Below are 24,279 nucleotides of genomic sequence, written 5' to 3' on the forward strand. Positions count from 1 at the left end.
AGTCTGAGCTGGGGAGAGGGCCTCTACATCCTCAACGTGGCGAGAACCCTCAGCAACATCTCCGACAAGGCAAAGGACGCAGCAGAAAGAATAAGGCTCATGATGAACAAGTGACTAACCCTATCTTTTTTAACCATCTAAATAACCAACGGAAGAATGAAAGGATCAAATGGCTATCATCGTTGAGGTCATCTGTATCTCGGGCATGCGCCTTATCTTCTCGGTTATAAACTGATCCAGGTCCTTCAGCGTGTCGGTCTCGACCTTGACTATGAGGTCGTATTCTCCATAAACCACGTAGGCTTCCTTAACCTCGGGCATTGCGAGAAGCTTCTCCATAACCTCCCTTTCCTTGCCCGCGGCTGTTACCATCAAAATAAAGGCAGTCACCATTGGCTATCACCGAAATTATTTTATCCGCCACCTATTTAAGCTTATCGAGGATGATGGTACCCGAACTTTTCAATCCCGATGTTCGTCCTTTCCTTGAGTGGCTTAAGGAAAGGGGCTTTAGTAGAATCGAGTTCCTCTCCAAGGGGACGACGAGTCTAGTCTTCAGGGCCCATCTCGGGGGCAAGGAGGTCGTTGTGAAGCTCGCAAGGCCGGACTCGCCGAGGAAAAACTCCTCAAGGGAGGCTGAGATAATCAGGGCCATCGAGCCTTTCAGGGTGACCCCACCCCTAATTGAACACGGCACCTTCAATGGTCTGGACTACATCGTCAGGGGTTTTGCCGAGGGGCGGGAAATCCTAAAGGCTAGGCTTAAGAGAAGGCACTTCTTCGAGATAGCCATGAAAACGGCCACCCTCGACAGGCTCGGCCTCGACCACGGCCAGATGCAAGGGGGCAAGCACATAATAGTCGGGGAAACCGTCTGGATAATAGACTTCGAGAAGGCCAACTGGAGAAAGCCCAACAACCTGACGTCGGCGATGTCCATGATTTTCGTTGGCAAAAATGCGGTATCAGAGAGGGTTTATGATGATTTCAACCTTGACGAGGGGTTCAGGGAGGAGATGAGAGATGTCCTGAGGGAGTACAAGAGGACGGGAAGGCTGTCATCCGTTCTGGACGTTCTTTCTAGACTTTAGACTGTCGGTTCCTAGGGCTATGAGGGGGACGAGAACTGCGAGGGCTATCAAGCCAACCCTCGGGTCGAGAAAGTAGTTGAATGCGAGTATTACGACCACCGTGATGACTATCATCACAAAGAGGTCCCTGTCGTAGAGCCTCGACTTTGCCAGTATGTTCTGCTCCCTGGCTGTGTAAGCTAAGTACGCCGGTATTCCGAGCGCCGCGAGGGCTATCCCGGCGTAGCTCCTCAGGATGAGTGAGAGGGCAATGCCGGTGGTGAATATTATGGCTATTGCCGTCGTTTCCTTCATGCTCCCACTGTTTTTTCATATCGGCCTTTCCTTTTAAACCTCCCGGACGGGCTACCCTTATATACTCTGAGTTCCTACATAGGTCGGTGATAGCGTTATGAGTAACATCGAATGGAACGAGAAAACCTTTTCGAGGTTTGCCTATCTCGGCGACCCAAGGATAAAGGGGGACTTCATAGCCTACACCCTCACCAAGGTCAATATGGACGACAACAAGTACGAGAGCACGGTTGTGGTTGAGAACCTTAAGACCGGGGCAAGACGCTTTGTCGAGAACGCCTCGATGCCGAGGATTTCTCCAGATGGCAAAAAGCTCGCCTTCACGAGGTTTAACGAGGATAAAAAGGCGACCGAGATATGGGTGGCCGAGCTGGAAACCCTCAGCTCGAAGAGAGTCCTCACAGCTAAAAACGTCCGCTCCATCGGGTGGAATGATGATTCGAGGAGGATCTTGGCTGTCGGCTTCAAGAGGAACGACGATGAGGACTTCGTCTTCGACAGCGATGTCCCCTACTGGTTCGACAACATGGGCTTCCTCGACGGGGAGAAGACGACCTTCTGGATAATCGACACTGAAGGCGAAGAAATCATAGAGGAGTTCGAGAAGCCCCGCTTTTCGAGCGGAATCTGGCACGGTGACTCCATAGTGGTCAACGTCCCCCACAGGGAAGGCCCAAAGCCGGCACTCTTCAGGCTCTGGGACATCTACCTCTGGAAGGACGGAAACGAGGAGAGACTCTTCGAGAGGGTCTCCTTCGAGGCGGTGGATTCTGACGGGAAGAGACTGCTCCTCCGCGGGAAGAGGGAGAAGAGGTACCTAAGCGAGCACGAGTGGCTCTACCTCTGGGACGGGGAGCTTAAACCCGTCTACGAGGGGCCGTTGGATGTTTACTCAGCCAAGCTCGACGGTGGAAAGGTCTACTTCCTCGTTCCGGACGCTGGAAGGGTGAACCTCTACCTCTGGGATGGGAAGGTTGAACCGGCTGTGGTTGGCGACCACTGGATTTACGGCCTTGACGTGGACAATGGTAAGGCAGTCCTCCTCATAATGACGGCAACGAGGATTGGCGAGCTCTACCTATACGACGGCGAGCTGAAGCAACTAACCGACTACAACGGGCCGATATTTGTCAGGCTCAAGCCCTTCGAGCCGAGGCACTTCAGGTTTAAGAGCAAGGATCTTGAGATAGACGGCTGGTACCTGAAGCCCGAGCTTGAGGAGGACGAGAAGGCCCCGGTGATAGTCTTCGTCCACGGCGGGCCGAAGGGCATGTACGGTCACCGCTTCGTCTACGAGATGCAACTGATGGCGAGCAGAGGTTACTACGTCGTCTTCGTTAATCCGAGGGGAAGCGACGGCTACACCGAGGATTTCGCACTCAGAGTCCTTGAGAGGACAGGTTTAGAAGACTTCGAGGACATTATGGCCGGGATAGAGGAGTTCTTCAGGCTTGAGCCTCAGGCAGACCGCGAGAGGGTTGGCATAACCGGCATAAGCTACGGCGGCTACATGACCAACTGGGCTTTAACGCAGTCCAGCCTCTTTAAAGCCGGCATCAGTGAGAATGGCATAAGCTACTGGCTCACAAGCTACGCCTTCTCGGACATAGGGCTCTGGTATGATGTTGAAGTTATAGGTCCAAACCCGCTCGAAAACGAGAACTACAGGAAGTTGAGTCCTCTCTTCCACGCCAAAAACGTCAAAGCCCCAATCCTCATCATCCACTCGCTTGAGGACTACCGCTGTCCCCTCGACCAGAGCCTGATGTTCTACAACGTCCTCAAGGACCTCGGCAAGGAGGCCTACCTGGCGGTCTTCAAGAAGGGACCACATGGCCACAGCATACGCGGTAGCCCGAAGCACCGTTCAAAGCGCTACAAGCTCTTTGCCGAGTTCTTTGAGCGCAAACTCAAGAAGTACGAGGAGGGTTTTGACATCAAGAAGGTGCTCCAGGGTGATTCAGGGGAGGAAAAGTGATCTTCACTCCCCTTCTCTTTCTGGCTTCCTCGCAACCACTCCGAGGGCTTCCTCAACGCGCTTAACCCCGACGAAGCCTACCTTTCTTAAGCGTTCCATTACCCCCTTCTGGAGGTCTTTCCTCCTGTATTTTTTTCCTGGATTGCCGACGTAGTGGAACAGCCTTCCCCCTGGTTTTAAAACCCTGAAGAGCTCGAAGTAGAACTCCCCAGAGTAAAGCTTTCCTGCAAGAGAAAAGCGCGGTGGGTCGTGGATTACAACATCGAAGCTCTTCGGCCTGAACTTCTTGACAACCTCGAATGCATCCCCCTGAATGACCTGGACCTTCCCACCGGTGAAAAGCTCCCTGCTCCAAGGGTTTATTCTGGCGAGCTTGATGACGTTGGGGTCTTTCTCAATTGTTATCACGTAGGCTCCACGCTTTGAGGCCTCTATAGCCGTGTAGCCGAGCCCCATGCAGGTGTCCAGGACGCTCTCGCCTTCCTTCGGCTTTACCGCGTTCACCTTGTTTCTCGTGTCCTGGAGGGGGTTTACTTCCTTCGTCCTGTGCATCCTTACCCCGTTTATCTCAATCGTCGGCGGAATTGTCGGGACGAGCTTGTAGTAGTGCTCGCCGGCGATGGCAACTTTGTAAACGCCACCGTTCCTGATGAAGTAGACCGATGAAGCGTCCCTCGCTATCCTCTCTATGATCTCCTTCTCTACCTTACCCCCGTCGGGAAAGACGAAGGCCTCACCGTCTCTGGTGACCTCAAGGGTTCTGTTGGTTTTCCTGAGGTCGAGGTTGAGCCTAACGCTCCCTCTGCTTGAGAGTAGCCTCCTGGCTTCCCTGAAGGTGATTAGATAAACCTCCATCAGGGCACCCCCGAGTTTAACTCCCGCTCCAGCCGAACGAGGCTCCCTTCAATGTCCTCCTTGTCGAACTCAAGATAGACCCCCTCTGGAAACCTCGCCATCAGGATTTCAAAGAGTATCCCGGGCAGAGGCTTGAGCTTAAACCCCTGCTCCCTCACGAGCTCCTTCGAGCGCTTAACCCTTTCGTCCTTGCTCAGGTAGAAGAACTCCTGCATGGCATGGTATGGGTATTCTCTGGGATCGCTTGAGCTCGTGTGGAAGACCCCGCATGTCGGGGAACCCTTAACGCCGACGAAGACGACCTTTTCTGGCTTTTCCTCCGCCAGAATCCTCCCGATGAAGTCGGCTATTGCCTTCGCCCTCTCGCGCATGCCGAGCCTCTCGTAGACTTCCCTGCTGGCTGGAGCCCTCGGCCAGCCGATTAAAGCGTATTCCGGGCAGGGGTAAGCTAAAACCTGCCACTTTTCACCGAGCCCCCCTATGAGCTTCCTCAGCCTTCTCGCGGTTTTGTACTCCTTCTCCTTCGGCCCGCGGTAGACGTAGAAGGGGCTGAGCAGGCAGGGAGCTATTACGAGGAGGCTCATTTCAATCAGCCCCCATGATTTTCAGGAAAAGAGCCCTCTCAAAGTCTGAATCAAAGATTGCTATCTTCTCCACTCCGTGTTCCTTACAGCTTGTGACTATTATGGCATCGTTGGGAAGCAGTTCATACTCTTTGCCCAGTTGAGCCGCTGTACGGATGGTCTCCGGACTAACCTCTAGGACGTTCAGAAATCCTGCATCTTCCATTTTCTCAAAGGCATCCTTAACTTTCTCGTAAACAAAAAGGTGATTTTCGAGATGTTTTCTGAGATCATGCACACCTTTGAGGCCATCTCCTATGGCGAGTTTGAACATGACCTTGTAAACAGTCTCGGAAAATACAACCGGGTTAATAACGAGCTTGTACCCTTCCTTTAGGATTTTCTTAACGAGGCTCTCTGCTTTCTCATCTCCGAGGAGGAGCCCCATAAACACCGAGGAATCGATAAAAACTTCAGAGCGACTCATAGTATGCCTCCTTGAGGCGCTTGTAGTTTACTTTCTCGACCTTCATGATGACCAGAGAGTTCAGAAGGTTATCTATGTTCTCCGGGATTATCTTTATCTTAACCTTAGAGTGCTCCCTCAGCTTGGGCTTTCTTAGGGGCTTTAGAACGCCATCCCCGTAGATGGCCTCAATAACCTCCATACCACCACCCTCTTGACCTTCTTCAAGCTCTCTTTAAACCTTCCCTGTGATGTCCTCAATTATCTCCTCCACCTTTCTCCTCAGCTCCTCCAGCGTTCCTTCGTTTACAATGACGTAATCGGCCATGCTTCTAAGCCTACTCGTGTGGTAAAGCCTTTCCTCGGCGTCATCCATCTCCTTGAAGTCGGAAAAGCTCCTGATGTCCTTGTCCTTCTCGGCTTTTCGCTTCATCAGGCGCTCAAACCTTATCTCTGGTCTAGCTTCGACGTAGATTACCTTTCCGCCGAGCCGTTTTATGGTCTCTATCTCCTCCCGCGAGCGGACGCCGTCGATCACAATGTTCTCACAGTTTCTCTTCTTGTCTATTGCCAGCTTTATCAGCACGTCCCCGCCGTATTTTTCTTTGAGATACTTTCCCAGCTCTATGAGCCTCTCCCGCGTCGGTTCTGCCTTTCCCGGCAGTTCTGGAATCCACGAGTAGTCGGAAACGTTATGGGTGAGGAGGTCTATCAACGGCTCACTGCACGAGACTCTGCAGAATTCTTTCTCCTCGAAGAAATTCGCAACGGTCGTCTTTCCGGCTGCAATTTTTCCAACTACTCCGATTATCATCTCCTCCACATCCTCCAGATTATGTTGGCACCGTCGGTTGATTCTATTAGCCCCTCGTAGGTCAGGTTGACGATGAACTCTATTAGGGCCCTTTTGTCGTATATGACAGGTCTTTCAAAGCCAAAAAGGTACTTCAGCTCGAAGAAGCCGATGTGCAGGAGCCTGAAGGGATTCAGGAGGGCAACCCCCTCCCTCCACTTAAGGCCAAATGGAAAGTCCGCGAGAACGAGTTTGGTGCCTTTCTCCTTTGCAAGCTTTACGAGCTTCTCCTCGTCGGGGAAGAAGAGTTCTCCCGGCTTTCCTTCCATCGGCTCGTATTTCAGCCTGGGAAAGGCGTATTTGAGGCCGATGGGCTCGTAGGGTAAGCTCAATCTCTCAGAGAAGCCGATTAGGGCTCTGGCATTGAAGCTAAGGAAGACGAGGGTTCTGAGGTTTCCCTTCACAGCCGGCCACTTCCTTGGCGGGAATCTCTTTTCCGCCTCGATTATTGGAAGTAAAAACTCTAGCTCCGTGTCCTTCACGAGCTTCTCGGCCCCTCCAAGCTTCCTCCTCTTTATCTCGAGGTCGAGGTTGGAGTAAACTGTCACCTGCCTGACTCCGAGTTTTTCTCTGAGCTTTCCTATTACAAGGCTGTTGCCGATGACGACGCTTTTATCGGTTCTGTCGTGGGCTATTATAAAGAGCTTGTCGCCTTCCCTGTCGTAGCGAACCTCATCTATCCTGAAGGGGCTCTTTGGAAGGCTGTGCTCCCGCCTGATCTGCCTGACCAGTTCCGCTATCTCATCGACCGTGAACATAACGGAGAAGAGATGGAAAAGAACGTTAAAAGCCTTCCTCAGAGGTTGCCGAGTATCTCGTCGCCCTCGATGGTTCTCTCGCAGTAGTGGCAGCGGAGCTTGATAGGTTCTCTGCTCTCGACCTTAAACCTTGGAACCACGTACTCGTGGTTGCTGACGCAGTTCGGGTTCGGGCATCTCAGGATTCCGACTATCTCGTCCGGGATTTCAACCTTGAACTTCTCGACGATTTTGTAGTCCTTCACGATGTTCACTGTAGCCACCGGTGCTATGAGGGCTATCTTGTTGACCTCCTCCTCGCTTAAATACCTCCCCTCGACCTTAACGATGTCTTTCCTTCCGAGCTTCTTGCTCGGGACGTTCGAGGCTATGAGGAGCGTTCCGCCGTTGGGCCTGGTGAGGCCGAGTATCTCTATGACCTTCAGCCACTTTCCAACCGGGATGTGGTCTATGACCGTTCCCTCGGGGATAACCTCGATTTTGAGCTCGGGCATTCAGAGCACCCCCAAAGTCAGTCCGAGGAGGGCCATCCTGATTGGGACGCCCGAGAACACCTGCCTGAAGTAGAGCGCGTGCTCGCTCTTATCCACCTCTGGATGAATCTCATCCACCCTCGGGAGCGGGTGCATGACCTTCAGGTTTTCCTTCGCGTTCTTGAGGATTGAGAGGTTCACTTGGTAGCTTCCCTTAACCTTCAGGTACTCCTCCTCGTCCGGGAAGCGCTCCCTCTGAATTCTCGTGACGTAGAGGAGGTCAAGCTCTGGGATTGCGCCCTCAAGATCGGTAGTCTCGTGAACGGTTAAGCCCTTCTCCCTGAGCTCCTCAATGATGTGCTTCGGCATTCTCAAAAGCTTGGGTGAGATGAGGTAGAGTTCGACGTCGTAGAAGGCTAAGGCCTCTGCTAAGCTGTGGACGGTTCTCCCATATTTCAAATCGCCGAGAAGGCCTATTGTCAGGCCGTCTATCTTTCCGAAGGTTCTCTTTATCGTGTATAGGTCGAGTAAAGTTTGGGTTGGGTGCTGGTTGCTCCCGTCGCCGGCGTTGATGACTGGAATCTCCGCCACCTCGGCCGCTAATCTCGCCGCCCCCTCCATCGGGTGTCTTATCACTATCACGTCGCTATACTGCTCGACGGTCTTTACAGTGTCTGCCAAGCTCTCCCCTTTCCTGACACTCGTGCTCGATGCGGAGGAGAAGCCTATGACGGAACCGCCGAGTCTGTGCATCGCCGATTCAAAGCTAAGCCTTGTCCTCGTCGAAGGCTCGAAGAAGAGCGTCGCCAAGATTTTTCCTCGGGCGTAGTCGAGCGAGCCCTTCTCTTCCAGTTCTTTTTCAAGCCTTTCGGCGACCTTCAAAACGAACTCGACCTCTCCCTTCGAGAAGTCCCTTATGCTTATCACGTCCCTTCCTTCCCAGTCCATAGAAGCCCTTCCTGTATAAATTCCGATGGGTTTTTAAGCCTTTTTAACATAAACTTGGCGACAATAACGATTTAAACTTCACTGAGTTTAATAACCAGGTTTTAGGTGATGCCATGAGGACGCCCAGCGTTTACATCGCCGAGGAACTGATGCCGTACCTGAGGGCTAGGATAGCTGAGGCCCTCTACAGGACCGGCTTCAAGCAGGCCAAGATAGCCTCCTACCTGGGCATAACTCAGGCGATGGTCAGCAAGTACCTCGCCGGGAAATACAGGACCCCGCCCGAGGGGGTCTCAAAGCTCCTCGATGCAGTAGCTGATGAGATCTCAAGGCTCATAGTGGCCGGCTCTTCAAAGGAGGAAGTCCTTCTCCTCCTCTCCAGGAGGCTCTACGAGCTGTTCATGGCCGGTGAGGTATGCAGGCACTACTCCTCCTATGCTGGAGTAAGCGAAGGCCTCTGCAGGGAGCTTGTTCCACCGTTCCCGCGCTCGGCAGTTTTGGATGAACTTGAAGTGGCCCTCAGGGAGCTCCTTTCCCTTAAGGGCTTTTCCAGCCTCGTCCCGGAGGTCAGAAGCAACTTCGCCTACGCTCCCGCAAACGCCAGAAAGCCAGAGGACGTTGCCGCCGTCCCGGGGAGAATAACCCTCGTCAAGGGCAGGCCCTACGCGCTCCCGCCGGAGTTCGGGGCGAGCGCCTTCACGGCAAGCCTCGTCGTCGAGGTCATGAGGAGAAGACCCTCCATAAGGAGCGTCCTGAACATCCGTTATGGCGATGACATCGAGCACGCCCTTGGGAAGGCAGGCTTCAGCTTTACCCGGGTCAGAACAGGTGGCCTCTCCGAGAGGAGAGCCGTTGAGGAAATAGCTGGGGCCTTTGAGGAGGCCGAGTGGGACGCGGTCGTTGACGAGGGCGGGGCGGGGGTTGAACCGCTCGTCTACATCTTTGGCAGGAATCCCCTTGATGTTGTTGGCAAGGTCAAAAGGTTGCTGGAGGTGATGTGATGGCCGTCTTTACCAAGGAGCTCAGGTTTTCAACCAGGGGCGAGATAGACCTCGTTGACATAACGCGGGAGGTCGAGAAGGCCGTAGAGGAGAGCGGAATAGAAAACGGCCAGGTTCTCGTCTTCGTGCCCGGTGCTACCGGAGCGATAGTAACGATAGAGCATGAGTCCGGCCTTCTAGATGACTTCAAGCGGGCATTGAGGGAGCTGGTGCCAAAGGGAAGGGGCTACCTCCACAACAGGATAGACGATAACGCCCACAGCCATCTCCGCGCCACACTCCTCGGGGCGAGCGAGTGCTTTCCAGTCGTTGATGGGAAACTAGTCAGGGGAACGTGGCAGCAGATATTCTTCGTTGAACTTGATGTCAGGCCTAGGCACAGGAGGGTTGTGGTGCAGGTTGTTGGGGAGTGATTTTTAGCTTCTTAGATTTTTAGCAGGCGTTGGGTTTTAAATGGGAAGGGGAATTAAAGCTTTATCGAAAGCTCTGCCTTGTCGCTCTTCTTGAGCTGAATCACTAGGAGCTGCTTGGTGTAGTCCCTGTACCGGAGGTATGAGATTATCATCAAAATAAAAGAGGCAGTCCCTACCAGTGAAAGAATAACGCCGGAAAGCTGTATGACAGTGGGGGATAAACCATCCCCTTATTATTCCAATTACCATTACCGCAAGTGCAATCCCCGAGGCGATCCAAGTACTAAAGAATTCTTTGAAAGCCTCATAAGGAACTTCAACGGCGTGATTATAGACAATTTCCAGTTGTTCTATCTCGCTCTTTGCATTCTTTAGGACGATCGCTACATATGTTTCCCATTTCCCTTCTCCCGAAGGGTATAATATCTGGAGTGAGTGCATTAAAATCGGGAAGCGCTCCCGTGAGTAAGTTCAAGCAGGAAGAATGGCACGTCCTCCTTCTCCAAAACCCTTACACCCTTTGGATACCTCCTGTGGGCCTTTCCCGCCTTTACCTCGACCTTCAGATTTCCAGCAACTGCATCGACTTCATAGGAGTTCCTGTAATAATAAACCTCGCCGAAGCGCCGGTAGAGGTGTTCCTGAACAACCCACTCGTAAAGGGCATCCTCCCTAAGCTCCGCCCCGCTCCAGACCGAGAAAAGCCTTGCAAGGAGAGGATCACGGAAGAAGAACTTCTTCTCGCGCTTGTAGAGCACATGGTTACCTTGCTTAAGGTAGGCTATTCCGAGGATGTAAAGCTCGGTGAAGAACTCTATGTAGTCTTGGATTACCTTGTAGGAGTAGCCGGAGGTCATACTGGCTAAGGCTCTGAAGCTCGTCGCCGAGGGAGTGCTCCTTATTAGGGCTGAGAGCGTTTCCTTCGCTATCTCAAGGCTCTTCCCAAAGCGGACGAACTCCCCAATGTAAGCCCCGAGGAGGTCGTCCATCGGGAGGCCGTTTATAGAGGCTGGAAATCCGCCCGTAGTCAAGTAAGTATTGAAGAGCTTCAGGACTTTTTCCCTTTGCAGTTCTGGCTTCCTAAGTCCCATTATCTCAACGTACTCCGGAAATGAGAGGGGCATTACCTCTATTGTTTTACCCTCTCCCCTCCTGCCCGGGAAGAATTCAATATCCCTCCTGACCCTCAGGGAGCTTGAGCCCGTGACCGTAACCACGTCGTTTTCTAAAAGACCAGCATCTATGAGTGGTTTAACCCCGCGCCACCAGCCTTCAAGGGAGGTAACCTCATCGAGGAAGATGTAACCCGTTTTAATTCCTTCTTTTTCCTTAAGCCCCTGGAACTCACGGAGAAGGTCTGAAAGCTCGCGGTGGCTCGGCAAGACCTCAACGTTGATGTAGAGGATTGACTCTGGCGGGTTATCCTTCAGGAGGTCTTGAATCAGGAGTTTTATCCCGGTGGTTTTCCCTACCTGCCTCGGGCCGAGGACGAAGTTGAGGGAGAACGGCTTAAGCGAAAGCCTCTCCAGCCAACTCGGCCACCAACGGATTTTCTGCTCTCTCCAGCGCCTCACATGATAATCCTCTCTTCCCTCCCACCATGGGTTCATGTAGGACAGGTCACCTAACCGCATAGGAACACCTGAGGAGTCATAGTTCTTAATCCTTTATAAAGGTTGAGAAGGGTGAGTTCTCAAGATTTAAAAATAGGGGGTTAGAGCTTTATCGAAAGCTCCGCCTTGTCGGTCTTCTTGAGCTGGAGTATCATGAGCATCTTCCTCAGCTCGCTGTAGCGCCTGTGCGCGAGGATCATTATTGTGAAATTGGTTAGGTTTGCAATTCCCATCAATGTCGTTGATATTCCAAGCCCTATATAAGCGAAGAACATGAAAAGGAATCCACCGATGGTCCAAGCTATTAGGGAGTCATTTCGGGCGTCTTTCGCCAGCTTCATAGCATCATTAATTACATCTTCTCTGGCACCTTGGTAACTGCGCATTCAGCTGTTCCTAACTGACGGTAAGAGTATACTGCCCCTGATAAAAACCATCCCCCGAATGCTACCCCTATACCTAAGTCTGTCCAGAAAAAAACAAATATCACGCCCAAAATACTGGAGGCACCAAAGAGATAGAGTCCCATTTTGTCCTCAAAAATACAATCTACTGGTATCATTTCCCTTCTTCCTCCGGGTATTTATAAATTTCCCTTCTTCCGGAGGGTGTAATATCTAGAGGAGACGGGAAAGGTAAACACCGCTTCCTTCAACTTGGGGATAGGTGGGAAATGAAATGTTGCCACTGAACCCCGGTGATGGCGGAGGACGATAAAAAAGGAGCAAGGAAGCTTGCCAGAATGCCTCCTTAAACCCTCTCGTAAACCTCCTGGGTGATTCTCAATACGGCCCTATAGAGCTTCTCGCTTATCGTCCCGTCCTTGTAGTGGGCCGTCAGCTTCTCCTTGTCGATTATCTCCTTTGTCCCGTCGGGCCACTTTACGATGTCCACCTCAAGATCAACGTATCTGGCGCCGTCCGGGTAAATCTCGACAGGCGTGTTTATGTTGTAGTACTCTCCCTTCAGGTTGCCGTTCCTGTCATAATACCTGTGCACGAACCACCACTTTCCGGCCTCTATTTCGGTTATGGCGTAGTCACCTGGCTCTATCGGAAGCTCAAGGCCGTCATAGAACTTGCCCGGCCTCAAGTTCCTCCTTACTGTGACTCTCAGGGGGTTCTTGGAGGCTTCCACGACCTCCCCCGGCCCAATCTTTATGACCTGACCGTCCGGCTTTACGTGCTCGAACCTGAAGAGCCAGCCTCTCTTCGGCCCCTTGTTCTCAATCAGGGCCTCCCAGAAGCCGGCGTTTACCTTCACCCTCTGGCTGGAGACCTTTGATAGTATGCCCTCAGCTATCTCAACGGCGAAGCCCAGCTCGGGATCCTTGGCCTTCAGTGAGTGGTGGCCCTCAACCGTCGGGACGACCCTATTCCTTATCTCGTCTAGCTTTTTCTTGGCTCCCCCTCCGAACTCGACCTCGTAGATGTTCCGGCCCTCTATTACTACAGATGGAGCGAAGTAGGTGTCGGCCTTATCCAGTCTGTCTGCGAGCTTTGAGAGCCTGACTATCTCGTCCCTCAGGATGTTCCAATCTTTATAGGCTGCAGCCGTCCTCCAGAGGATTCCCCACTCGTCAAGGTCTATGCTCAGCCCCAGGATTCTGAGCCTCTCGCGCTCCTTCTGGTCCCTTATCTTCCTCGATATCTTGACGTGTCTCTGTGCCCCAACAGGCTTCGGGATTAAGACGGCGTAGTCACCGGGAACGGTGAGGGTTGTACTTAAATGGGGGAGGAGGTTGTGCTTCTTGACCTGGACGAGGACTTCATCGCCCTCCCCAGCTCGGGGGAGTTCCTGCCTTGGAACCGTTCCTATGGCGCTCCCGATGTCAACGTAAACGAACCTCTCATCCACCCTTACCACGAGCCCCTTGTATACTCCGTAGAGCTGGTAGGGGAGCATCCTGAAAAATACGTCTATGAATTCCTCCTCAAGGACCCTCTTGGCTTCTTCAACCGCGTTCCCGACCAGAACAACCCCATGCCGGTCCTTCCTGTCGTAGATGTCAACGTCGAACTCGTCGTAGGTCTTCTCAAGACCGAAGCGCTCGACAATCCTACTGCTCGGCTGGCTTATCCCGAAGCCCCTGTCGAGGAAAAGCTTCGTCAAGGCTGTGCTGTATATACCTCTAATCCTCACCGTAGGCCCTGTGTCTGTAGACACCTTCACCACCTCTCATCTTCTTCTCAACTACCCCGATGAGAGTCAGTCCCTCAAGTATCTCCTCAGCGTCCCTCACACCGCTGAGCTTCTCAACGTTTCTCGCCTCCACCCAGAGTAGACCGCGGGAGTGCCAGGCCTTCAGGGCCTCCTCGGCCCGGTAAACGTCGGCCGGGTGGGAGTAAAGCCTCCCCACAAAGGCTATCAGCCTCTCCAGCTTCCCCTCAATCTCTCTGGTTTTTCTGATTTCCTCAAGTATGCTCACCGGAACCTTTTTTTGGTTTTCGCCCAGGAAGGCCAGCCCCTCTATCTCGGCCGACAGTTCCCCGAGGTCTTTCCTGACGGCGTAGTCGTAGAGCCTGTGGAACTGGATAGTGCGCTCAAGCGAGCTCTTGAACCGAGTCTTTGAGGTGAAGTCCTCTTTGCCGGCCAGGCTGAGGAGTTCCTCAAGGCGGAACTTCATCTGGTGCTCGTTTCGGTAGAGATCCTTCGATGCCTCCTCGGCCCTTCCCCCGACCTTAGTTAGCTCCTTGTAAAGTCTGGTGCTCAGCTCAAGCTTTTCGGAGGACAGCTCGTGCAGAACCTTTATGGTCTCTATACCAGCACCGCCGGAGACAAGCTCCGAGAAGGCCTCCTCAAATGACAAGTGGAGCTCCTCAAGGCGGTTCAGAACAGTCCTGAGTTCTTCGGCGTTCATGCACAAACCCCCTAAAATCTTAATCTCCCGGGAACTACTTTTACTTTTCGATTGGGCATGTTAAATAAAAACACTTACCCAAAAGCTTTTTTAAACTAAACCCTACTCCATCGGGGAAAAAGATGCTCTACGACCGCTTCGGCAGGCCAGTGACGAACCTGAGGATTTCGCTCACCCAGGAGTGCAACTTCCACTGTTTCTTCTGCCACCGAGAGGGCCAGCGCTTCAACGCCAGGGACGAGATGAGGCCTGAGGAAATCGAGAGGCTCGTCAGGATAGCCTCCCGCCTCGGCATCAGGAAAGTCAAGCTGACCGGAGGAGAACCGACGATCAGGGAGGACATACTGGAGATAGTGAAGCGCATAAAGCCCTACCTAATCGACCTGAGCATGACGACCAACGGGAGCAGACTTAAAGAGCTTGCAAAGCCTTTGGCAAAAGCCGGTCTCGACAGGGTGAACGTCTCCCTCCACAGCCTCAGAAGAGACGTCTACAGAAAGATTACCGGCGTCGACATGTTGGAGACCGTCCTTGAGGGGATTGAGGAGGCCGTTAAGTACCTCTCACCAGTAAAACTCAACATGACGATCATGAAGGGCCTTAACGATGGTGAAATCTGGGACATGGTTGAGTTCTCCGCGAGAACCGGTGCGATACTGCAGCTCATCGAACTTGAGGCCCCGAGGGAGATGACGGAGACGGCCTTCTTCAGGAAGTACTTCTACCCCCTCAAACCCGTCGAGAGGGAGCTCGAGGAAAGGGCCGTAGAGACGCGCGAGAGGAGGATGCACAGGCGGAAGAAGTACTTTATCCCGACCGACTACGGCATTGCTGAGGTCGAGGTTGTCAGGGCGATGCACAACACCGTCTTCTGCGCCAACTGCACCCGCTTAAGGATCACCTCCAATGGAATGTTCAAGACCTGCCTCCTGCGGAACAACGACCTGATAGACTTCATAACCGCCATGAGAAATGGGGCTAGCGACGGGGAAATCGTTGAAATCTTTAAGAAGGCCGTCCTCATGCGCGAGCCTTACTGGCGTTAGAAAAAGTTTTTTTGGAGGGCGCCCAAATACCATACTGGCGGTTCGATGAATGTGCTGTATCTCGGCTACTATCTCGCTATAGCTTTCCTCATCATATTAGGCTCCATTGGGATAATCATCTCCCTCAGGGAATACAGGAGGCATGATGAACCGTTTAAGACCCTTGCGAGAGTTCTCTGCGAGTCCTTCGTTCTCTTCGGCTTTGGAACTGCTCTGGGAGTTGCACTCTCGGTCTTCTATTCCCCTGACATGTGGGGGATAATGGCCGCGTCCGCGACGCTCGGCTACCTCCTCCTTGTTGTTTCAGTACTCCGTATGCTGAGGGGGTTGAAGGCCAGGAAGCGCGTCGGCAAAAAGCTCCCCGTCCCCAACGCCATCCTTATTGAGAGCCCTGAGGATGCGCTCAACCTGCTCCGGGCACTCTACCGCTACGCGAGGGTTCCTCTCATGGTCGTTACAAGGACACCGCCTGAGGAGTGGACGGCCAGGAGCGGGGTGATCCCGGATGAATACCTCTGGCTGAGCAGGGTTGAGGCGAAGAACAGCGTCAGTCCAACCGACCTTCACGTCATCCTCCAGAGGATAGAGAGGTTCCTCATGCAGAATCCAGGCGTTATCTACGTGGACGGTATCGAGTACCTCCTTTTCTACAACGACTTCAAGGGCCTCGCCAAGTTCCTCATCTCTGCCAAGGACATTGCGGTTCTTCACGGGGGCCACATAGTCCTTCTAGTCGCACCCGGTGCATTAAAAAAGGTGGAGCTCTCCATACTCAGGAAGGAGTTCGAAAGGGTGAACGTCGGGCTCATCCTTAAGGAGGTACTGGGCCCGACCCTCTTCGAGACCCTGCCCTCCGAGCTAAGGGGGAAGGAAAATGCCGGCACTAAGGGTCCCAAGGAGAGAGGCAGAGCCGGTGAAGAGAAGGCTGAAGAGGCTGAACCTCTACGACGGAAAGAGGAGGCCGAAGAGGGAAGGTGACTTCGTTCTCCTCCCGGTTGTTGAGGATGAGAGGATTCATTCGCTCGGCTACGAGGTTCTCTCCCTTGAGCTTCCCCTCCGGCCGGAGAGGCAGATTTACAGAAATTTGGAGAGCGTTTTAGCGGAGAGACTAACCCCGGAGGAGCTGAAGCACATCCGGAGATACGATGTCATCGGAGACATCGCGGTGGTCCAAATCCCACCCGAGCTCGAAGGCCGCACCGCCGAGATAGTCTGGGGCCTCCGGAAGGTTCACCCCTTCATCAAGGTGGTTGCAAAGAAAGGCTTCCACGAGGGGGCATTCAGGATAAGGGAGTACTCGATAGTCTGGGGTGAGAAAAGGCTTGAAACGGTCCACAGGGAGAACGGCGTTGGGGTAAAGGTTGACCTCTCGAAGGCCTTCTTCAATCCGAGGATGAAGGGAGAGCGCTATCGTCTGGCCCAGCTTGTAAAGGACGGGGAGAGGATTCTAATCCCCTTCGCCGGCGTTCTGCCGTACGCGCTCGTCATAGCACGCTACAAGAAGGTTAGAATTACCGCAGTGGAGCTGAACAAAGAGGCTTATGAACTCGGTTTGGAGAACATCGAGCTGAACAGGAAAAGGTTGAGGGGCGAGATAGAGTTCATCTATGGAGATGTTTTCAAGGTTCTTCCGGAACTTCCAACCTACGATCGCGTCATAAGCCCCACGCCGAAGGGCATTGATGCTTTAGCCCTAACGCTGAACAAAGCGGAGAGGTGGCTTCACTACTACGATTTCGTGGGCGAGGATAAGATAGTGGACCTTAGGAGGAGAATAACCGGCGAGTGTGCCCTACAGGGAAAGGACTGTGAAGTTAGGGTGAAAAAGGTCAGCGAGTTCAAGCCCCATGTGTTTAAGGTCTGTGCGGACGTGCGGATTTTGGGATGAAGGTTTATTAGGCTCGAGGTCGTAACTTCAAGTGCATGGCCCCGAGAGACATCGCTGAAGTAATCGAGGTTCTCAAAATGCACCCTGCGGAGATACACGGCACCTTGGGTTAGGTGGCCCTGGCTTTTTGGTTCGTACGTTAGGGGCGAAGCCAGGGAGGGCAGCGATTTGGATGTCTTAGTCGAGTTTGAGCCTGGAAAGAAGACCTTCGATAACTACATGGAGCTGAAGTTCCTCCTCGAAGATCTGCTTGGGATTGAGGCTGACCTCATAACCCTTGAGGCCCTGAAACCCGGAGTTAGAGAGTACGTTTGGAGTGATGCCATTCAGATTGTTACTTAAATGTCCAAGAGAACTACACATACAAACATTGAACCCCAGTATTAGTTACACTTCTTAATTAATCTCGAAAAAGCTAAATATCAAAGAGAGGAACTAGGAATTGGTGACAGAAATGTGTGGTTATTATGAGAGCATTTCTGGGTTCCAGTACTGGAATGTCAAAGCATGGAAACAATACATTCAACAAAACATTGCGCCGTTATACTCGATAACTACTACGCTCCTTGAAGTTAGGGACGAATTTGCTCCGTACATCGGTAATTCCCTTGGTGCAATCACAAATTCAAGAAGGGAACTACTGCCGTTTCTCGCAGGCGGGATTAAGGACGGAGATTACTCGAGGTACAGCCTTGCAAAACTTACCCGGCTTATCTACGGATTTTATGTGGATCCCCGTGAATTCTCAAGTGCTGTCTCAAGCTTGGGAGAAGAGGGGTTAAGTGAAGTCGTTGTTAAAGCAGAGAAAAAGGAGAATTCCGTTTTTCTTCGTCTGATAAGCGGTCTAAATCGGTCAAGTGGCCACGTGCTCGAACTTGTAGATGTTGGCCCTTCCGAAATCTCAATCCCTTCTTCTGATGAAATAATCAAACAGCCGGAGAAAATACTGGACGTCCTTAAGGAATTTTACAGACTCAGTATTTCGCTCAGTGCAAATCACAACTACTACACATTCTTTATTGTCAGCAATAGGGGAACACACTGGAGAGCCCTAAGAGAGGGCTATCACAAACTTGAGGAGAATCTAGACGCGATAAAGGAATTCTTAGGGTTAGAAGAGATCTTTATTCCCGAAACCGGAAAAGAAGACGTCCAGAAAGATTACACAATCTGGAGCCATTCAAGAGGTGGAATTGCAGAGAGCATCTACTCAATGCAAGTTGGGCTCTGGGGACGCTTTAACTTTGAAGTGGAGACCGAAATAAACAAGCCCATCGAAGATGCACTCAGGTACATAACCAAGAACCCCGAGGACTTAGCAAAAGGCTATATAGGACTCGTGAAAGAGGCTCTGGGTGACCTAAAGGAGATACATATCGGGAATGAGCGATTTTACCCGAAGGATAGCTATGATTTAAAAATAGAAGGGCTGTGGATAACGGATTGGCCAAATGAAACATTGATATCCGACGCCAAATTCACCAATGCGGCGGGTGTGGCTAGGGATGTGATTATACGCGAGCATTCAAAACCTAAGCTTTCCCTTATAGACTTCCTTGACAAACTTGGGCCGTACCTGTTCACGGGGTACGGGGAGATTTCCGAGCATCCAAAACACACGGGGTACCTCAAATACTACGGGGATATTCCAATGAACGCCGTCTGGTGGTTGGGATGAATGAGCAAAGAGATGAAACTAAAAGAAAATCAAAATACCACAGAGAACGAAAGGAAAGAGCAAGACGGGAGGAAACAGCTTCCCATCACCCCACACATACCCCACAAGAAGCCAAGACAGAGAAGCATAGGAACCACACTCCAAAGGAGAGCAAAGCCCAACAAGAGCCACCTGAAGGTATTGAGCACATCTCAAAATCGGTAGTACAAGTAAATGAGCCCTACAAAGTTACCATCCCAAAAGTGCTACTCTCCGTCCCAGCAATCAAGTATGACCTGATCAAAATGGATACCGAGTATTCTATCAAAAAGAAGAAGCAGAGGGTACAGGTATCAAACATCAAAATAAACGCTCCTATTTTGGAATTCCACAGGGTATCTGTGGACAGCAATGTTACAATGACAGAGAAAGCCAGAAGGTTTATAAAAATCCCTAGGATAAGGCTCCACGCTCCAGTTTTTGTCTTTCAAGACAAAATCCTTGATTTAGTGATAAACATTAGTCCTAATCCTAACTCTTCCTTAAGCGGTACTTCACAGCTTCCAATAATCCAAGCGAAGGAAACTCAAAGTGCTATCCAGTCAATTTCAATTCCGAAACACGAGACTAGACCCCTTGAAATTACCCAAGAAACTGAAGCCGTAAGTTTGTCTGAAACAGGCCGTGGCAATTGGGTTCTTGAAACAGAGACAGGGGACTTCATGAAAGCTCTCTTCGGTGTTAGCAGTCAAGAACTAAGAGAACCTAACGCCGCGATCATACTTTTCAAAGACATTGGAGACGAGGGTTATATCCACCTTTTTGAAAAGCTGCTTTTGAGGCTCCAGAGAGAAAAGGGGAAAATGGGGAAGGCCAAAAAGCTGACTTTGAGAGGTGAAGATTGGAACAAAGAAGAAATTGAAAGGTGGCTTGACGAGGGCGGTATCATATTCATTGAGGTCGCCAATAGGAAAATCCTTGATAAACTAACAAAGAGAGACATAGCGGACAGACTATGGGCGATTTTCTCGAAGGGAGATGGAACAGTCGTATTCCACACCAAAGACGATGATACTTTCTACGCAATCAATGAGCTTGTCCAAGACCTGAACTGGAACAAACTTGGATTAAAACCCGAGATCTTCAAAATACTTGTCAGAGAACTGCCGTTTGAGGAGAAACTAAGAATTATAGAGCATATTTATGGTTTCGTGCCCCTTCCTGACCTGATGCCGGGTTCAAAAGTCTCATGGATTGCGAATACAGCTGAGAAACAGTACTTGAAAGCTCTAAAACGGATTATGCACAAATATGAGCCATTCTTCCCCGTCAGAGCTTCAAATGATGAAAGTACCGAGCATGTCTTGGCAAAATATTTCATAATTCACACGCTTATTAAACGGCTCCAGAGAGAAGGGAAACTACCTTCCCGTTTACAGGATGTTGAATGGGATAAGGTTAGGACAATAATAGAAACCGAGCCTGAGAGTTATCCAAGGCCAGACGTTTTGTACAAGCCAGAAGATGTTTGTTTTGAATTCGAAACACTATTTGGAGAGAGCTTTAGGAAGATAACAAACAAACTGGATGAATACACAAGGGCCAAACCTAGAGCAAAAGTTCATATAGTCGTCGAGCCAATTACGGTATTGCTGCATCTGCATGAATTTAAACATCAGATTGCAGGCATTAAAAAAGGAAAGCTCTACTCAAACCTTAATGTCGAGTATTACACATTCAATCTTTCAACTGGGGGTCTAGTACCGTTAGACGAGTTCATTGAATCGCTTTCGGGAGTTTTAGCGAAGTTAAACGAGGATAAACCTTAGACAGTGCTGGTGTTAGAGACTCGACCAAACAGGAACCACCACAGCGGAAGACACTTTATCCCTATTCTTTTCTTCTCTCCTCGCTGGACTCCCAGTCAGTGATGATGCCCTGTTTTCAAGTTAGAGGTATTGGAGGGTTATATTTCGCAGAATACAAAATAAAAAATTAAGAACAGATCCTCACTTCTTCAAAAAGTCGAACAGCGTCGCCTGCTTGCCCTTTTTCGATTTCTCGGGCTTCTTTTCTTCCATTCCAACGGTCTCGATTTCTTTCTCAGCTTCCTCAAGCTCCTCCTCACTTATCTCTTCTTCGGTTTTCTCTCCTTCGGCCTTCCTCTCGGCCTCCCTGACTCTTGCCTCAAGCTCGCCCTCCCTCTTCAGCCTCTTCTCGATGTTCATGCTCTTGGCCCAGATGGTTCTGGTCTTCTCGGAATCCCCAGATAAAAACTCGACTTCCTTCTCGCTCAGGTCGAGGAAGACGGTGAAGTGCGCCGCTAAGTCAGGGTTGTTCTCGAAGATTACCCTGAGGTAGTGGAGTGTCTCGATGGCTTCCAGCTTTGACATGTGCATTTCCTTCATGACCTTCTTCAGAATGGAATCCCTGAGGGTTCTCTCCCCCTTGCTCTCGGTGAGTATCTTTATAGTCTTCGGCGGATAGATCTTGACGAAGCCCTTCTTCTTAACGCCGGCAACCGCTACCCCAGCAGTCATCATATCGGTCGCGTACTTCCAGAGGGAATAGTTGCCAGTCCTCTGGGCCCTTCCGAGATATATGTCGGCCCTGCTTATTGCCTCGTAGGCCCTCGCGATGTCCTCTGGTCTGTAATAGACGTATGGGATGTTCTCCTCTATCCACTGGAGGAGTTCGTCTGGGAACATGTCTACGCCTAGGACCGCTATCTTGGCCCTCTTGGCGTTGTCGGTGGCAAAGACCTGTGCCAAAGCCTGAAAGACGCTCTTCTCAATATCGCGGTAAGCTAAAACTTCCCTCGCATCTTCAACTCCTCCGGTAACAACCGTATGGAGGTCGTTTATGGCCGCGCGGAGGTCACCGTTGGAACGCTTCGCTATCTCGTAGAGTATCTCCTTTGGAATGGTCTTACCCTCCCGCTTTAGGATTCTGATAAGAGCCCTTATGACGTCCCTCTGGGTTAGACGCTTGTACTGGACTATCTGCGCCTTGTTCCTTACTTCCCTTGGTATTTCCCAGTAGTGGTTGGCGCTCATTATGATCGGGTTTCTCGCCCGGTCTATGAGCTTCGCTATCTCCCTGGCACCGCTGGGCTCCATGTTGTCGGCCTCGTCGAGGAATATGAGCTTCCTCCTCTTCCCAAGGATGTCCATCGTGTAGGCAGCCTGAACGTAGCGCTCCACCTTCTCGTAGGTTCTCTCGTCGCTCGTGTTCAGCTCGATTACCTCGAAGCCGTATTCGTGGGCCAGAGCGTAAACAGTGGTCGTCTTCCCGGCCCCGGGCGGGCCAGCTAGGATCAGGGCCTTCTTCTTCGGTGGGCTTCCATGGAGCCAGGCCTCAACCCAGGCCTTGACCTGCTCTATCGCCTTCTCCTGGTTGACTATCTCACTTAACTTTCTCGGCCTGTACTTCTCGACCCAGGGTACTTCGCTCATAGCCATCACTTGCCCATTATGGTAAACTGAGCGAGCAAAGCTTCAAGCTGTATCATCTCGTTGGCCCCTTCAACGAGTCTAAAATTATACTCGCCTATCTTGTCAGCCAGAGCAACCTTCCTGTCCTCTGGAATCGGGAGGTTGAAGACCTCCTTGTGCATCTGGATGAGGACATCTTCCCCGCTGAGGCCCTGCTTGAGGAGGATCTCCCTCAGCTTGTCCCTGGCCTTGAGGAAGTTGCCCTCTAAGGCTAAAGTCATCATCTCGCGGACGTCCTCTGGCCTTGCCCTGCTGGCAACGAGGAAGACGTTCTCGTCGGTTATCTTGGTGTCAAGGGCAGCGGCAGCCTGAAGGATGTTTATGGCCCTCCTCAGGTCGCCTTCAGCGACGTATAGAATTGCCTGAAGGCCCTCCTCTGTGAGCTCAAGTCCCTCGTTCTCGGCTATGTGTCTGATGCGTTCCGCTATAGCTTCGTCGCTGAGCGGTCTGAAGCGGAAGATGGCACATCTTGACTGAATCGGTTCGATAATCTTTGATGAATAGTTACAGCTCAGGATAAAGCGGACGTTGTTCGAGAACATCTCCATCGTCCTTCTCAGGGCCTGCTGGGCGTCCTGGGTTAGGGCATCTGCTTCATCAAGGAAGATTATCTTGAAGCTGGCTCCACCGATGGGCTTTGTGCGAGCAAACTCCTTCACCTTCTCACGGATGACGTTTATGCCTCTTTCATCACTCGCGTTCAGTTCCAGAAAGTTGTGGCGCCAGTTTTCACCAAATAACTCTCTCGCGAGGGCCAGGGCGGCAGTCGTTTTCCCAACGCCGGGCGGTCCGGCAAAGAGAAGGTGCGGCATCGAGCCGGTTTTAACGTAGTGTTTGAGCCTCTTGACGATGTGATCCTGACCAACTATCTCGTCCAGCCTCTGGGGGCGATACTTTTCAACCCACGGTTTCTCAAGGACTTTAACCTCCCTCGGTTCCTCGGGCATGACTTTCACCTAAAGGCTTATTTTCTCAAAATGTTTAAGGCTTTTGCCATGGACCCACTTGAGCACGCCCCGATTCCAAGCCTAGTTTACCTCGCACTCTCACCCAAACCATCTCTGGGCTTCCTGATGGCCTTAGTCGTCGGAGCGGTCTTCCCGGGCCTGGACGTTCTGACTGGAGAGCACTGCTCCTACCTCCACTCACTTCTCTTCCTTCCCGCCCTTGTCCTTGCAGTTTTACTTGGGGGCTACCATTTGGCCTTTGCCTCGGCTGGCTCAGCCACCTCTTCCTCGACTTCTTCACCGGTGTGATTCCTCCGATCTGCCCATTCTCAAGGAGGGGCTGGGGCTTGTCAATTACCGTCACCGGACCGAGGGATTTTGGAGTTGAGGTTAAGTTAGTCGAAAGATACCCAGAGTGGTAGCACGATTACAGGCTGGAAATCGGCGGGGGTGTTGCACTCTCCCTTTAGCTCTCCTGACGGCGATAATTAGACTGCGCTAACAGGTTCAGTGCAAAACTTTTATACTTCGATGCCCAACTACAACCGGTGGTTCTCATGGGGAAGCTCGACTGGATTAGGGAGGAGCTCCAAGAGCTTAAGGAGAAGGGCCTATACGTGACCATCAGAAAGCTCGAAAGCGCTCAGGGCCCGTGGGTTGTGGTTGATGGCAAGAGGGTTCTCAACATGTGCTCAAACAACTACCTTGGCCTTGCCGCCCATCCCGAGCTTAGGTACGCGGCGATAAGGGCAATTCTCGACTACGGTGTCGGTGCCGGAGCGGTTAGAACCATAGCGGGAACCATGGAGCTCCATGTTGAGCTTGAGGAGAAGCTCGCCAAATTCAAGAAGAGGGAGGCGGCAATCCTCTTCCAGAGCGGTTACAACGCCAACCTCGGCGCTCTAAGCGCCCTCCTGACTAAAAAGGACGACGGTGTGTTCATAAGCGAGGAGCTCAACCACGCGAGCATCATAGACGGAATGCGCCTCAGCGGTGCGCCGAAGGTTATATACAAGCACATCGACATGGACGACCTGAAGAAGAGGCTGGAGGAGAACAAGGACAAGAAGAAGAAAATCAT

29 protein-coding genes and 1 pseudogene are annotated in these 24,279 nt (G+C 51.7%); 13 read left to right on the forward strand and 17 right to left on the reverse strand.

Features of this window, described 5'->3' with window-relative positions; genetic code table 11:
- Window positions 1-114 (forward strand): annotated as a pseudogene (locus MVD07_RS05840) (TIGR00153 family protein); the annotation flags it as partial.
- 51 nt (window positions 115-165) lie between these two features.
- Here the strand turns inward: MVD07_RS05840 and MVD07_RS05845 are convergent.
- Entirely contained in the window at window positions 166-393 is a 228-nt protein-coding gene (locus tag MVD07_RS05845) for an Lrp/AsnC ligand binding domain-containing protein (RefSeq protein ID WP_297499609.1), read from the reverse strand.
- A 53-nt stretch (window positions 394-446) separates the two neighbouring features.
- Here MVD07_RS05845 and MVD07_RS05850 point away from each other — a divergent pair, with 53 nt between their 5' ends.
- Window positions 447-1,091, forward strand: a complete 645-nt coding sequence (locus tag MVD07_RS05850) for a serine/threonine protein kinase (RefSeq protein WP_297499611.1) — start codon at window positions 447-449, stop codon at window positions 1,089-1,091.
- Here the strand turns inward: MVD07_RS05850 and MVD07_RS05855 are convergent.
- Entirely contained in the window at window positions 1,059-1,385 is a 327-nt protein-coding gene (locus tag MVD07_RS05855; RefSeq protein WP_297499614.1) for a hypothetical protein, read from the reverse strand. The genes MVD07_RS05850 and MVD07_RS05855 overlap by 33 nt on opposite strands.
- Window positions 1,386-1,482: 97 nt before the next feature.
- Here MVD07_RS05855 and MVD07_RS05860 point away from each other — a divergent pair, with 97 nt between their 5' ends.
- The gene (locus tag MVD07_RS05860) at window positions 1,483-3,363 is read left to right on the forward strand and encodes a S9 family peptidase (protein WP_297499616.1); all 1,881 of its coding nucleotides are present in this window, start codon (window positions 1,483-1,485) and stop codon (window positions 3,361-3,363) included.
- Between the two features lie 3 nt (window positions 3,364-3,366).
- Here the strand turns inward: MVD07_RS05860 and MVD07_RS05865 are convergent, their stop codons facing one another.
- Genes MVD07_RS05865 through pyrB form a run of 8 tightly spaced genes read right to left on the reverse strand, consistent with a single transcriptional unit; the run spans window position 3,367 to window position 8,279 of the window.
- The gene (locus tag MVD07_RS05865) at window positions 3,367-4,221 is read right to left on the reverse strand and encodes a methyltransferase domain-containing protein (RefSeq protein WP_297499656.1); all 855 of its coding nucleotides are present in this window, start codon (window positions 4,219-4,221) and stop codon (window positions 3,367-3,369) included.
- Window positions 4,218-4,802, reverse strand: a complete 585-nt coding sequence (locus tag MVD07_RS05870) for a hypothetical protein (protein WP_297499618.1) — start codon at window positions 4,800-4,802, stop codon at window positions 4,218-4,220. The genes MVD07_RS05865 and MVD07_RS05870 overlap by 4 nt, the downstream gene beginning before the upstream one ends.
- Window position 4,803: 1 nt before the next feature.
- Window positions 4,804-5,268, reverse strand: coding sequence for a type II toxin-antitoxin system VapC family toxin (locus tag MVD07_RS05875; RefSeq protein WP_297499620.1), 465 nt, complete (start codon window positions 5,266-5,268; stop codon window positions 4,804-4,806).
- A complete protein-coding gene (locus MVD07_RS05880; RefSeq protein WP_297499622.1) occupies window positions 5,255-5,449 on the reverse strand; it encodes an antitoxin family protein in 195 nt (64 codons plus the stop codon). The genes MVD07_RS05875 and MVD07_RS05880 overlap by 14 nt, the downstream gene beginning before the upstream one ends.
- 33 nt (window positions 5,450-5,482) lie before the next feature.
- Window positions 5,483-6,061 carry an AAA family ATPase gene (locus MVD07_RS05885; RefSeq protein WP_297499624.1) on the reverse strand — a complete coding sequence of 193 codons (579 nt, stop codon included), beginning with the start codon at window positions 6,059-6,061 and terminating at the stop codon, window positions 5,483-5,485.
- Window positions 6,058-6,858: a hypothetical protein gene (locus MVD07_RS05890; RefSeq protein WP_297499626.1), complete on the reverse strand. Its 801-nt coding sequence runs from the start codon at window positions 6,856-6,858 to the stop codon at window positions 6,058-6,060. The genes MVD07_RS05885 and MVD07_RS05890 overlap by 4 nt, the downstream gene beginning before the upstream one ends.
- A 38-nt stretch (window positions 6,859-6,896) precedes the next feature.
- Window positions 6,897-7,352 (reverse strand): aspartate carbamoyltransferase regulatory subunit, encoded by a 456-nt coding sequence (gene pyrI, locus MVD07_RS05895; RefSeq protein ID WP_297499628.1) that lies wholly within the window; start codon window positions 7,350-7,352, stop codon window positions 6,897-6,899.
- Window positions 7,353-8,279, reverse strand: coding sequence for an aspartate carbamoyltransferase (pyrB, locus tag MVD07_RS05900; RefSeq protein WP_297499630.1), 927 nt, complete (start codon window positions 8,277-8,279; stop codon window positions 7,353-7,355).
- Window positions 8,280-8,392: 113 nt separating this feature from the next.
- Between pyrB and MVD07_RS05905 the strand changes: the two genes are divergently transcribed.
- Together MVD07_RS05905 and MVD07_RS05910 are read left to right on the forward strand one after the other, a co-directional pair.
- Complete coding sequence (locus tag MVD07_RS05905) at window positions 8,393-9,280, forward strand: thiamine-phosphate synthase family protein (protein ID WP_297499632.1); 888 nt, start codon at window positions 8,393-8,395, stop codon at window positions 9,278-9,280.
- Complete coding sequence (locus MVD07_RS05910) at window positions 9,280-9,693, forward strand: secondary thiamine-phosphate synthase enzyme YjbQ (protein WP_297499634.1); 414 nt, start codon at window positions 9,280-9,282, stop codon at window positions 9,691-9,693. The genes MVD07_RS05905 and MVD07_RS05910 overlap by 1 nt, the downstream gene beginning before the upstream one ends.
- Before the next feature lie 440 nt (window positions 9,694-10,133).
- Here MVD07_RS05910 and MVD07_RS05915 read toward each other — a convergent pair whose 3' ends face one another.
- The 5 genes from MVD07_RS05915 to MVD07_RS05935 all read right to left on the reverse strand — a co-directional run bounded on the left by MVD07_RS05915 (window position 10,134) and on the right by MVD07_RS05935 (window position 14,166).
- Window positions 10,134-11,327, reverse strand: a complete 1,194-nt coding sequence (locus MVD07_RS05915; protein ID WP_297499636.1) for an ATP-binding protein — start codon at window positions 11,325-11,327, stop codon at window positions 10,134-10,136.
- An 80-nt stretch (window positions 11,328-11,407) separates the two neighbouring features.
- Complete coding sequence (locus MVD07_RS05920) at window positions 11,408-11,539, reverse strand: hypothetical protein (RefSeq protein ID WP_297499638.1); 132 nt, start codon at window positions 11,537-11,539, stop codon at window positions 11,408-11,410.
- A gap of 119 nt (window positions 11,540-11,658) precedes the next feature.
- Window positions 11,659-11,868, reverse strand: a complete 210-nt coding sequence (locus tag MVD07_RS05925; protein WP_297499640.1) for a hypothetical protein — start codon at window positions 11,866-11,868, stop codon at window positions 11,659-11,661.
- 188 nt (window positions 11,869-12,056) lie between these two features.
- A complete protein-coding gene (locus MVD07_RS05930; protein ID WP_297499658.1) occupies window positions 12,057-13,472 on the reverse strand; it encodes a ribonuclease E/G in 1,416 nt (471 codons plus the stop codon).
- Window positions 13,438-14,166 carry a hypothetical protein gene (locus tag MVD07_RS05935; protein ID WP_297499642.1) on the reverse strand — a complete coding sequence of 243 codons (729 nt, stop codon included), beginning with the start codon at window positions 14,164-14,166 and terminating at the stop codon, window positions 13,438-13,440. Before MVD07_RS05935 ends, MVD07_RS05930 begins: the two co-directional genes overlap by 35 nt.
- A gap of 122 nt (window positions 14,167-14,288) precedes the next feature.
- Here MVD07_RS05935 and moaA point away from each other — a divergent pair, with 122 nt between their 5' ends.
- The 6 genes from moaA to MVD07_RS05965 all read left to right on the forward strand — a co-directional run bounded on the left by moaA (window position 14,289) and on the right by MVD07_RS05965 (window position 20,586).
- Window positions 14,289-15,212 carry a GTP 3',8-cyclase MoaA gene (gene moaA / locus MVD07_RS05940; RefSeq protein ID WP_297499643.1) on the forward strand — a complete coding sequence of 308 codons (924 nt, stop codon included), beginning with the start codon at window positions 14,289-14,291 and terminating at the stop codon, window positions 15,210-15,212.
- A gap of 45 nt (window positions 15,213-15,257) precedes the next feature.
- Window positions 15,258-16,190: a DUF835 domain-containing protein gene (locus MVD07_RS05945; protein WP_297499645.1), complete on the forward strand. Its 933-nt coding sequence runs from the start codon at window positions 15,258-15,260 to the stop codon at window positions 16,188-16,190.
- On the forward strand, window positions 16,087-17,100 hold the full coding sequence (locus tag MVD07_RS05950; RefSeq protein ID WP_297499647.1) for a class I SAM-dependent methyltransferase family protein: 1,014 nt from the start codon (window positions 16,087-16,089) through the stop codon (window positions 17,098-17,100). The genes MVD07_RS05945 and MVD07_RS05950 overlap by 104 nt, the downstream gene beginning before the upstream one ends.
- A 168-nt stretch (window positions 17,101-17,268) precedes the next feature.
- Window positions 17,269-17,442, forward strand: a complete 174-nt coding sequence (locus tag MVD07_RS05955; protein ID WP_297499649.1) for a nucleotidyltransferase domain-containing protein — start codon at window positions 17,269-17,271, stop codon at window positions 17,440-17,442.
- A gap of 103 nt (window positions 17,443-17,545) precedes the next feature.
- Window positions 17,546-18,778 carry a hypothetical protein gene (locus MVD07_RS05960; protein WP_297499651.1) on the forward strand — a complete coding sequence of 411 codons (1,233 nt, stop codon included), beginning with the start codon at window positions 17,546-17,548 and terminating at the stop codon, window positions 18,776-18,778.
- Window positions 18,775-20,586, forward strand: a complete 1,812-nt coding sequence (locus tag MVD07_RS05965; RefSeq protein WP_297499653.1) for a hypothetical protein — start codon at window positions 18,775-18,777, stop codon at window positions 20,584-20,586. The genes MVD07_RS05960 and MVD07_RS05965 overlap by 4 nt, the downstream gene beginning before the upstream one ends.
- A 180-nt stretch (window positions 20,587-20,766) precedes the next feature.
- On the opposite strand, the gene MVD07_RS05970 is transcribed toward MVD07_RS05965, so the two are convergent.
- Together MVD07_RS05970 and MVD07_RS05975 are read right to left on the reverse strand one after the other, a co-directional pair.
- Entirely contained in the window at window positions 20,767-22,212 is a 1,446-nt protein-coding gene (locus MVD07_RS05970) for a replication factor C large subunit (protein WP_297499660.1), read from the reverse strand.
- Between the two features lie 5 nt (window positions 22,213-22,217).
- Window positions 22,218-23,198 (reverse strand): replication factor C small subunit, encoded by a 981-nt coding sequence (locus MVD07_RS05975; RefSeq protein WP_297499662.1) that lies wholly within the window; start codon window positions 23,196-23,198, stop codon window positions 22,218-22,220.
- Between the two features lie 48 nt (window positions 23,199-23,246).
- On the opposite strand from MVD07_RS05975, the gene MVD07_RS05980 reads away from it, so the two are divergent.
- On the forward strand, window positions 23,247-23,507 hold the full coding sequence (locus MVD07_RS05980) for a hypothetical protein (protein ID WP_297499654.1): 261 nt from the start codon (window positions 23,247-23,249) through the stop codon (window positions 23,505-23,507).
- A gap of 248 nt (window positions 23,508-23,755) precedes the next feature.
- Window positions 23,756-24,279: aminotransferase class I/II-fold pyridoxal phosphate-dependent enzyme (locus tag MVD07_RS05985; RefSeq protein WP_297499664.1), on the forward strand; the 524-nt coding region annotated here is incomplete at its 3' end.

Source organism: Thermococcus sp. (assembly GCF_027008145.1).
In the GTDB taxonomy this organism is placed as follows: Archaea; Methanobacteriota_B; Thermococci; order Thermococcales; family Thermococcaceae; genus Thermococcus.

Bases quoted from the DNA above. Each gene is read 5' to 3' on its own strand.
- MVD07_RS05845 (WP_297499609.1), bottom strand. From the start codon at position 393: ATGGTGACTGCCTTTATTTTGATGGTAACAGCCGCGGGCAAGGAAAGG.
- MVD07_RS05850 (WP_297499611.1), top strand. From the start codon at position 447: ATGGTACCCGAACTTTTCAATCCCGATGTTCGTCCTTTCCTTGAGTGG.
- MVD07_RS05855 (WP_297499614.1), bottom strand. From the start codon at position 1,385: ATGAAGGAAACGACGGCAATAGCCATAATATTCACCACCGGCATTGCC.
- MVD07_RS05860 (WP_297499616.1), top strand. From the start codon at position 1,483: ATGAGTAACATCGAATGGAACGAGAAAACCTTTTCGAGGTTTGCCTAT.
- MVD07_RS05870 (WP_297499618.1), bottom strand. From the start codon at position 4,802: ATGAGCCTCCTCGTAATAGCTCCCTGCCTGCTCAGCCCCTTCTACGTC.
- MVD07_RS05875 (WP_297499620.1), bottom strand. From the start codon at position 5,268: ATGAGTCGCTCTGAAGTTTTTATCGATTCCTCGGTGTTTATGGGGCTC.
- MVD07_RS05880 (WP_297499622.1), bottom strand. From the start codon at position 5,449: ATGGAGGTTATTGAGGCCATCTACGGGGATGGCGTTCTAAAGCCCCTA.
- MVD07_RS05885 (WP_297499624.1), bottom strand. From the start codon at position 6,061: ATGATAATCGGAGTAGTTGGAAAAATTGCAGCCGGAAAGACGACCGTT.
- MVD07_RS05890 (WP_297499626.1), bottom strand. From the start codon at position 6,858: ATGTTCACGGTCGATGAGATAGCGGAACTGGTCAGGCAGATCAGGCGG.
- pyrI (WP_297499628.1), bottom strand. From the start codon at position 7,352: ATGCCCGAGCTCAAAATCGAGGTTATCCCCGAGGGAACGGTCATAGAC.
- pyrB (WP_297499630.1), bottom strand. From the start codon at position 8,279: ATGGACTGGGAAGGAAGGGACGTGATAAGCATAAGGGACTTCTCGAAG.
- MVD07_RS05905 (WP_297499632.1), top strand. From the start codon at position 8,393: ATGAGGACGCCCAGCGTTTACATCGCCGAGGAACTGATGCCGTACCTG.
- MVD07_RS05910 (WP_297499634.1), top strand. From the start codon at position 9,280: ATGGCCGTCTTTACCAAGGAGCTCAGGTTTTCAACCAGGGGCGAGATA.
- MVD07_RS05915 (WP_297499636.1), bottom strand. From the start codon at position 11,327: ATGCGGTTAGGTGACCTGTCCTACATGAACCCATGGTGGGAGGGAAGA.
- MVD07_RS05920 (WP_297499638.1), bottom strand. From the start codon at position 11,539: ATGGGAATTGCAAACCTAACCAATTTCACAATAATGATCCTCGCGCAC.
- MVD07_RS05925 (WP_297499640.1), bottom strand. From the start codon at position 11,868: ATGATACCAGTAGATTGTATTTTTGAGGACAAAATGGGACTCTATCTC.
- MVD07_RS05935 (WP_297499642.1), bottom strand. From the start codon at position 14,166: ATGAACGCCGAAGAACTCAGGACTGTTCTGAACCGCCTTGAGGAGCTC.
- moaA (WP_297499643.1), top strand. From the start codon at position 14,289: ATGCTCTACGACCGCTTCGGCAGGCCAGTGACGAACCTGAGGATTTCG.
- MVD07_RS05945 (WP_297499645.1), top strand. From the start codon at position 15,258: ATGAATGTGCTGTATCTCGGCTACTATCTCGCTATAGCTTTCCTCATC.
- MVD07_RS05950 (WP_297499647.1), top strand. From the start codon at position 16,087: ATGCCGGCACTAAGGGTCCCAAGGAGAGAGGCAGAGCCGGTGAAGAGA.
- MVD07_RS05965 (WP_297499653.1), top strand. From the start codon at position 18,775: ATGAATGAGCAAAGAGATGAAACTAAAAGAAAATCAAAATACCACAGA.
- MVD07_RS05970 (WP_297499660.1), bottom strand. From the start codon at position 22,212: ATGAGCGAAGTACCCTGGGTCGAGAAGTACAGGCCGAGAAAGTTAAGT.
- MVD07_RS05975 (WP_297499662.1), bottom strand. From the start codon at position 23,198: ATGCCCGAGGAACCGAGGGAGGTTAAAGTCCTTGAGAAACCGTGGGTT.
- MVD07_RS05980 (WP_297499654.1), top strand. From the start codon at position 23,247: ATGGACCCACTTGAGCACGCCCCGATTCCAAGCCTAGTTTACCTCGCA.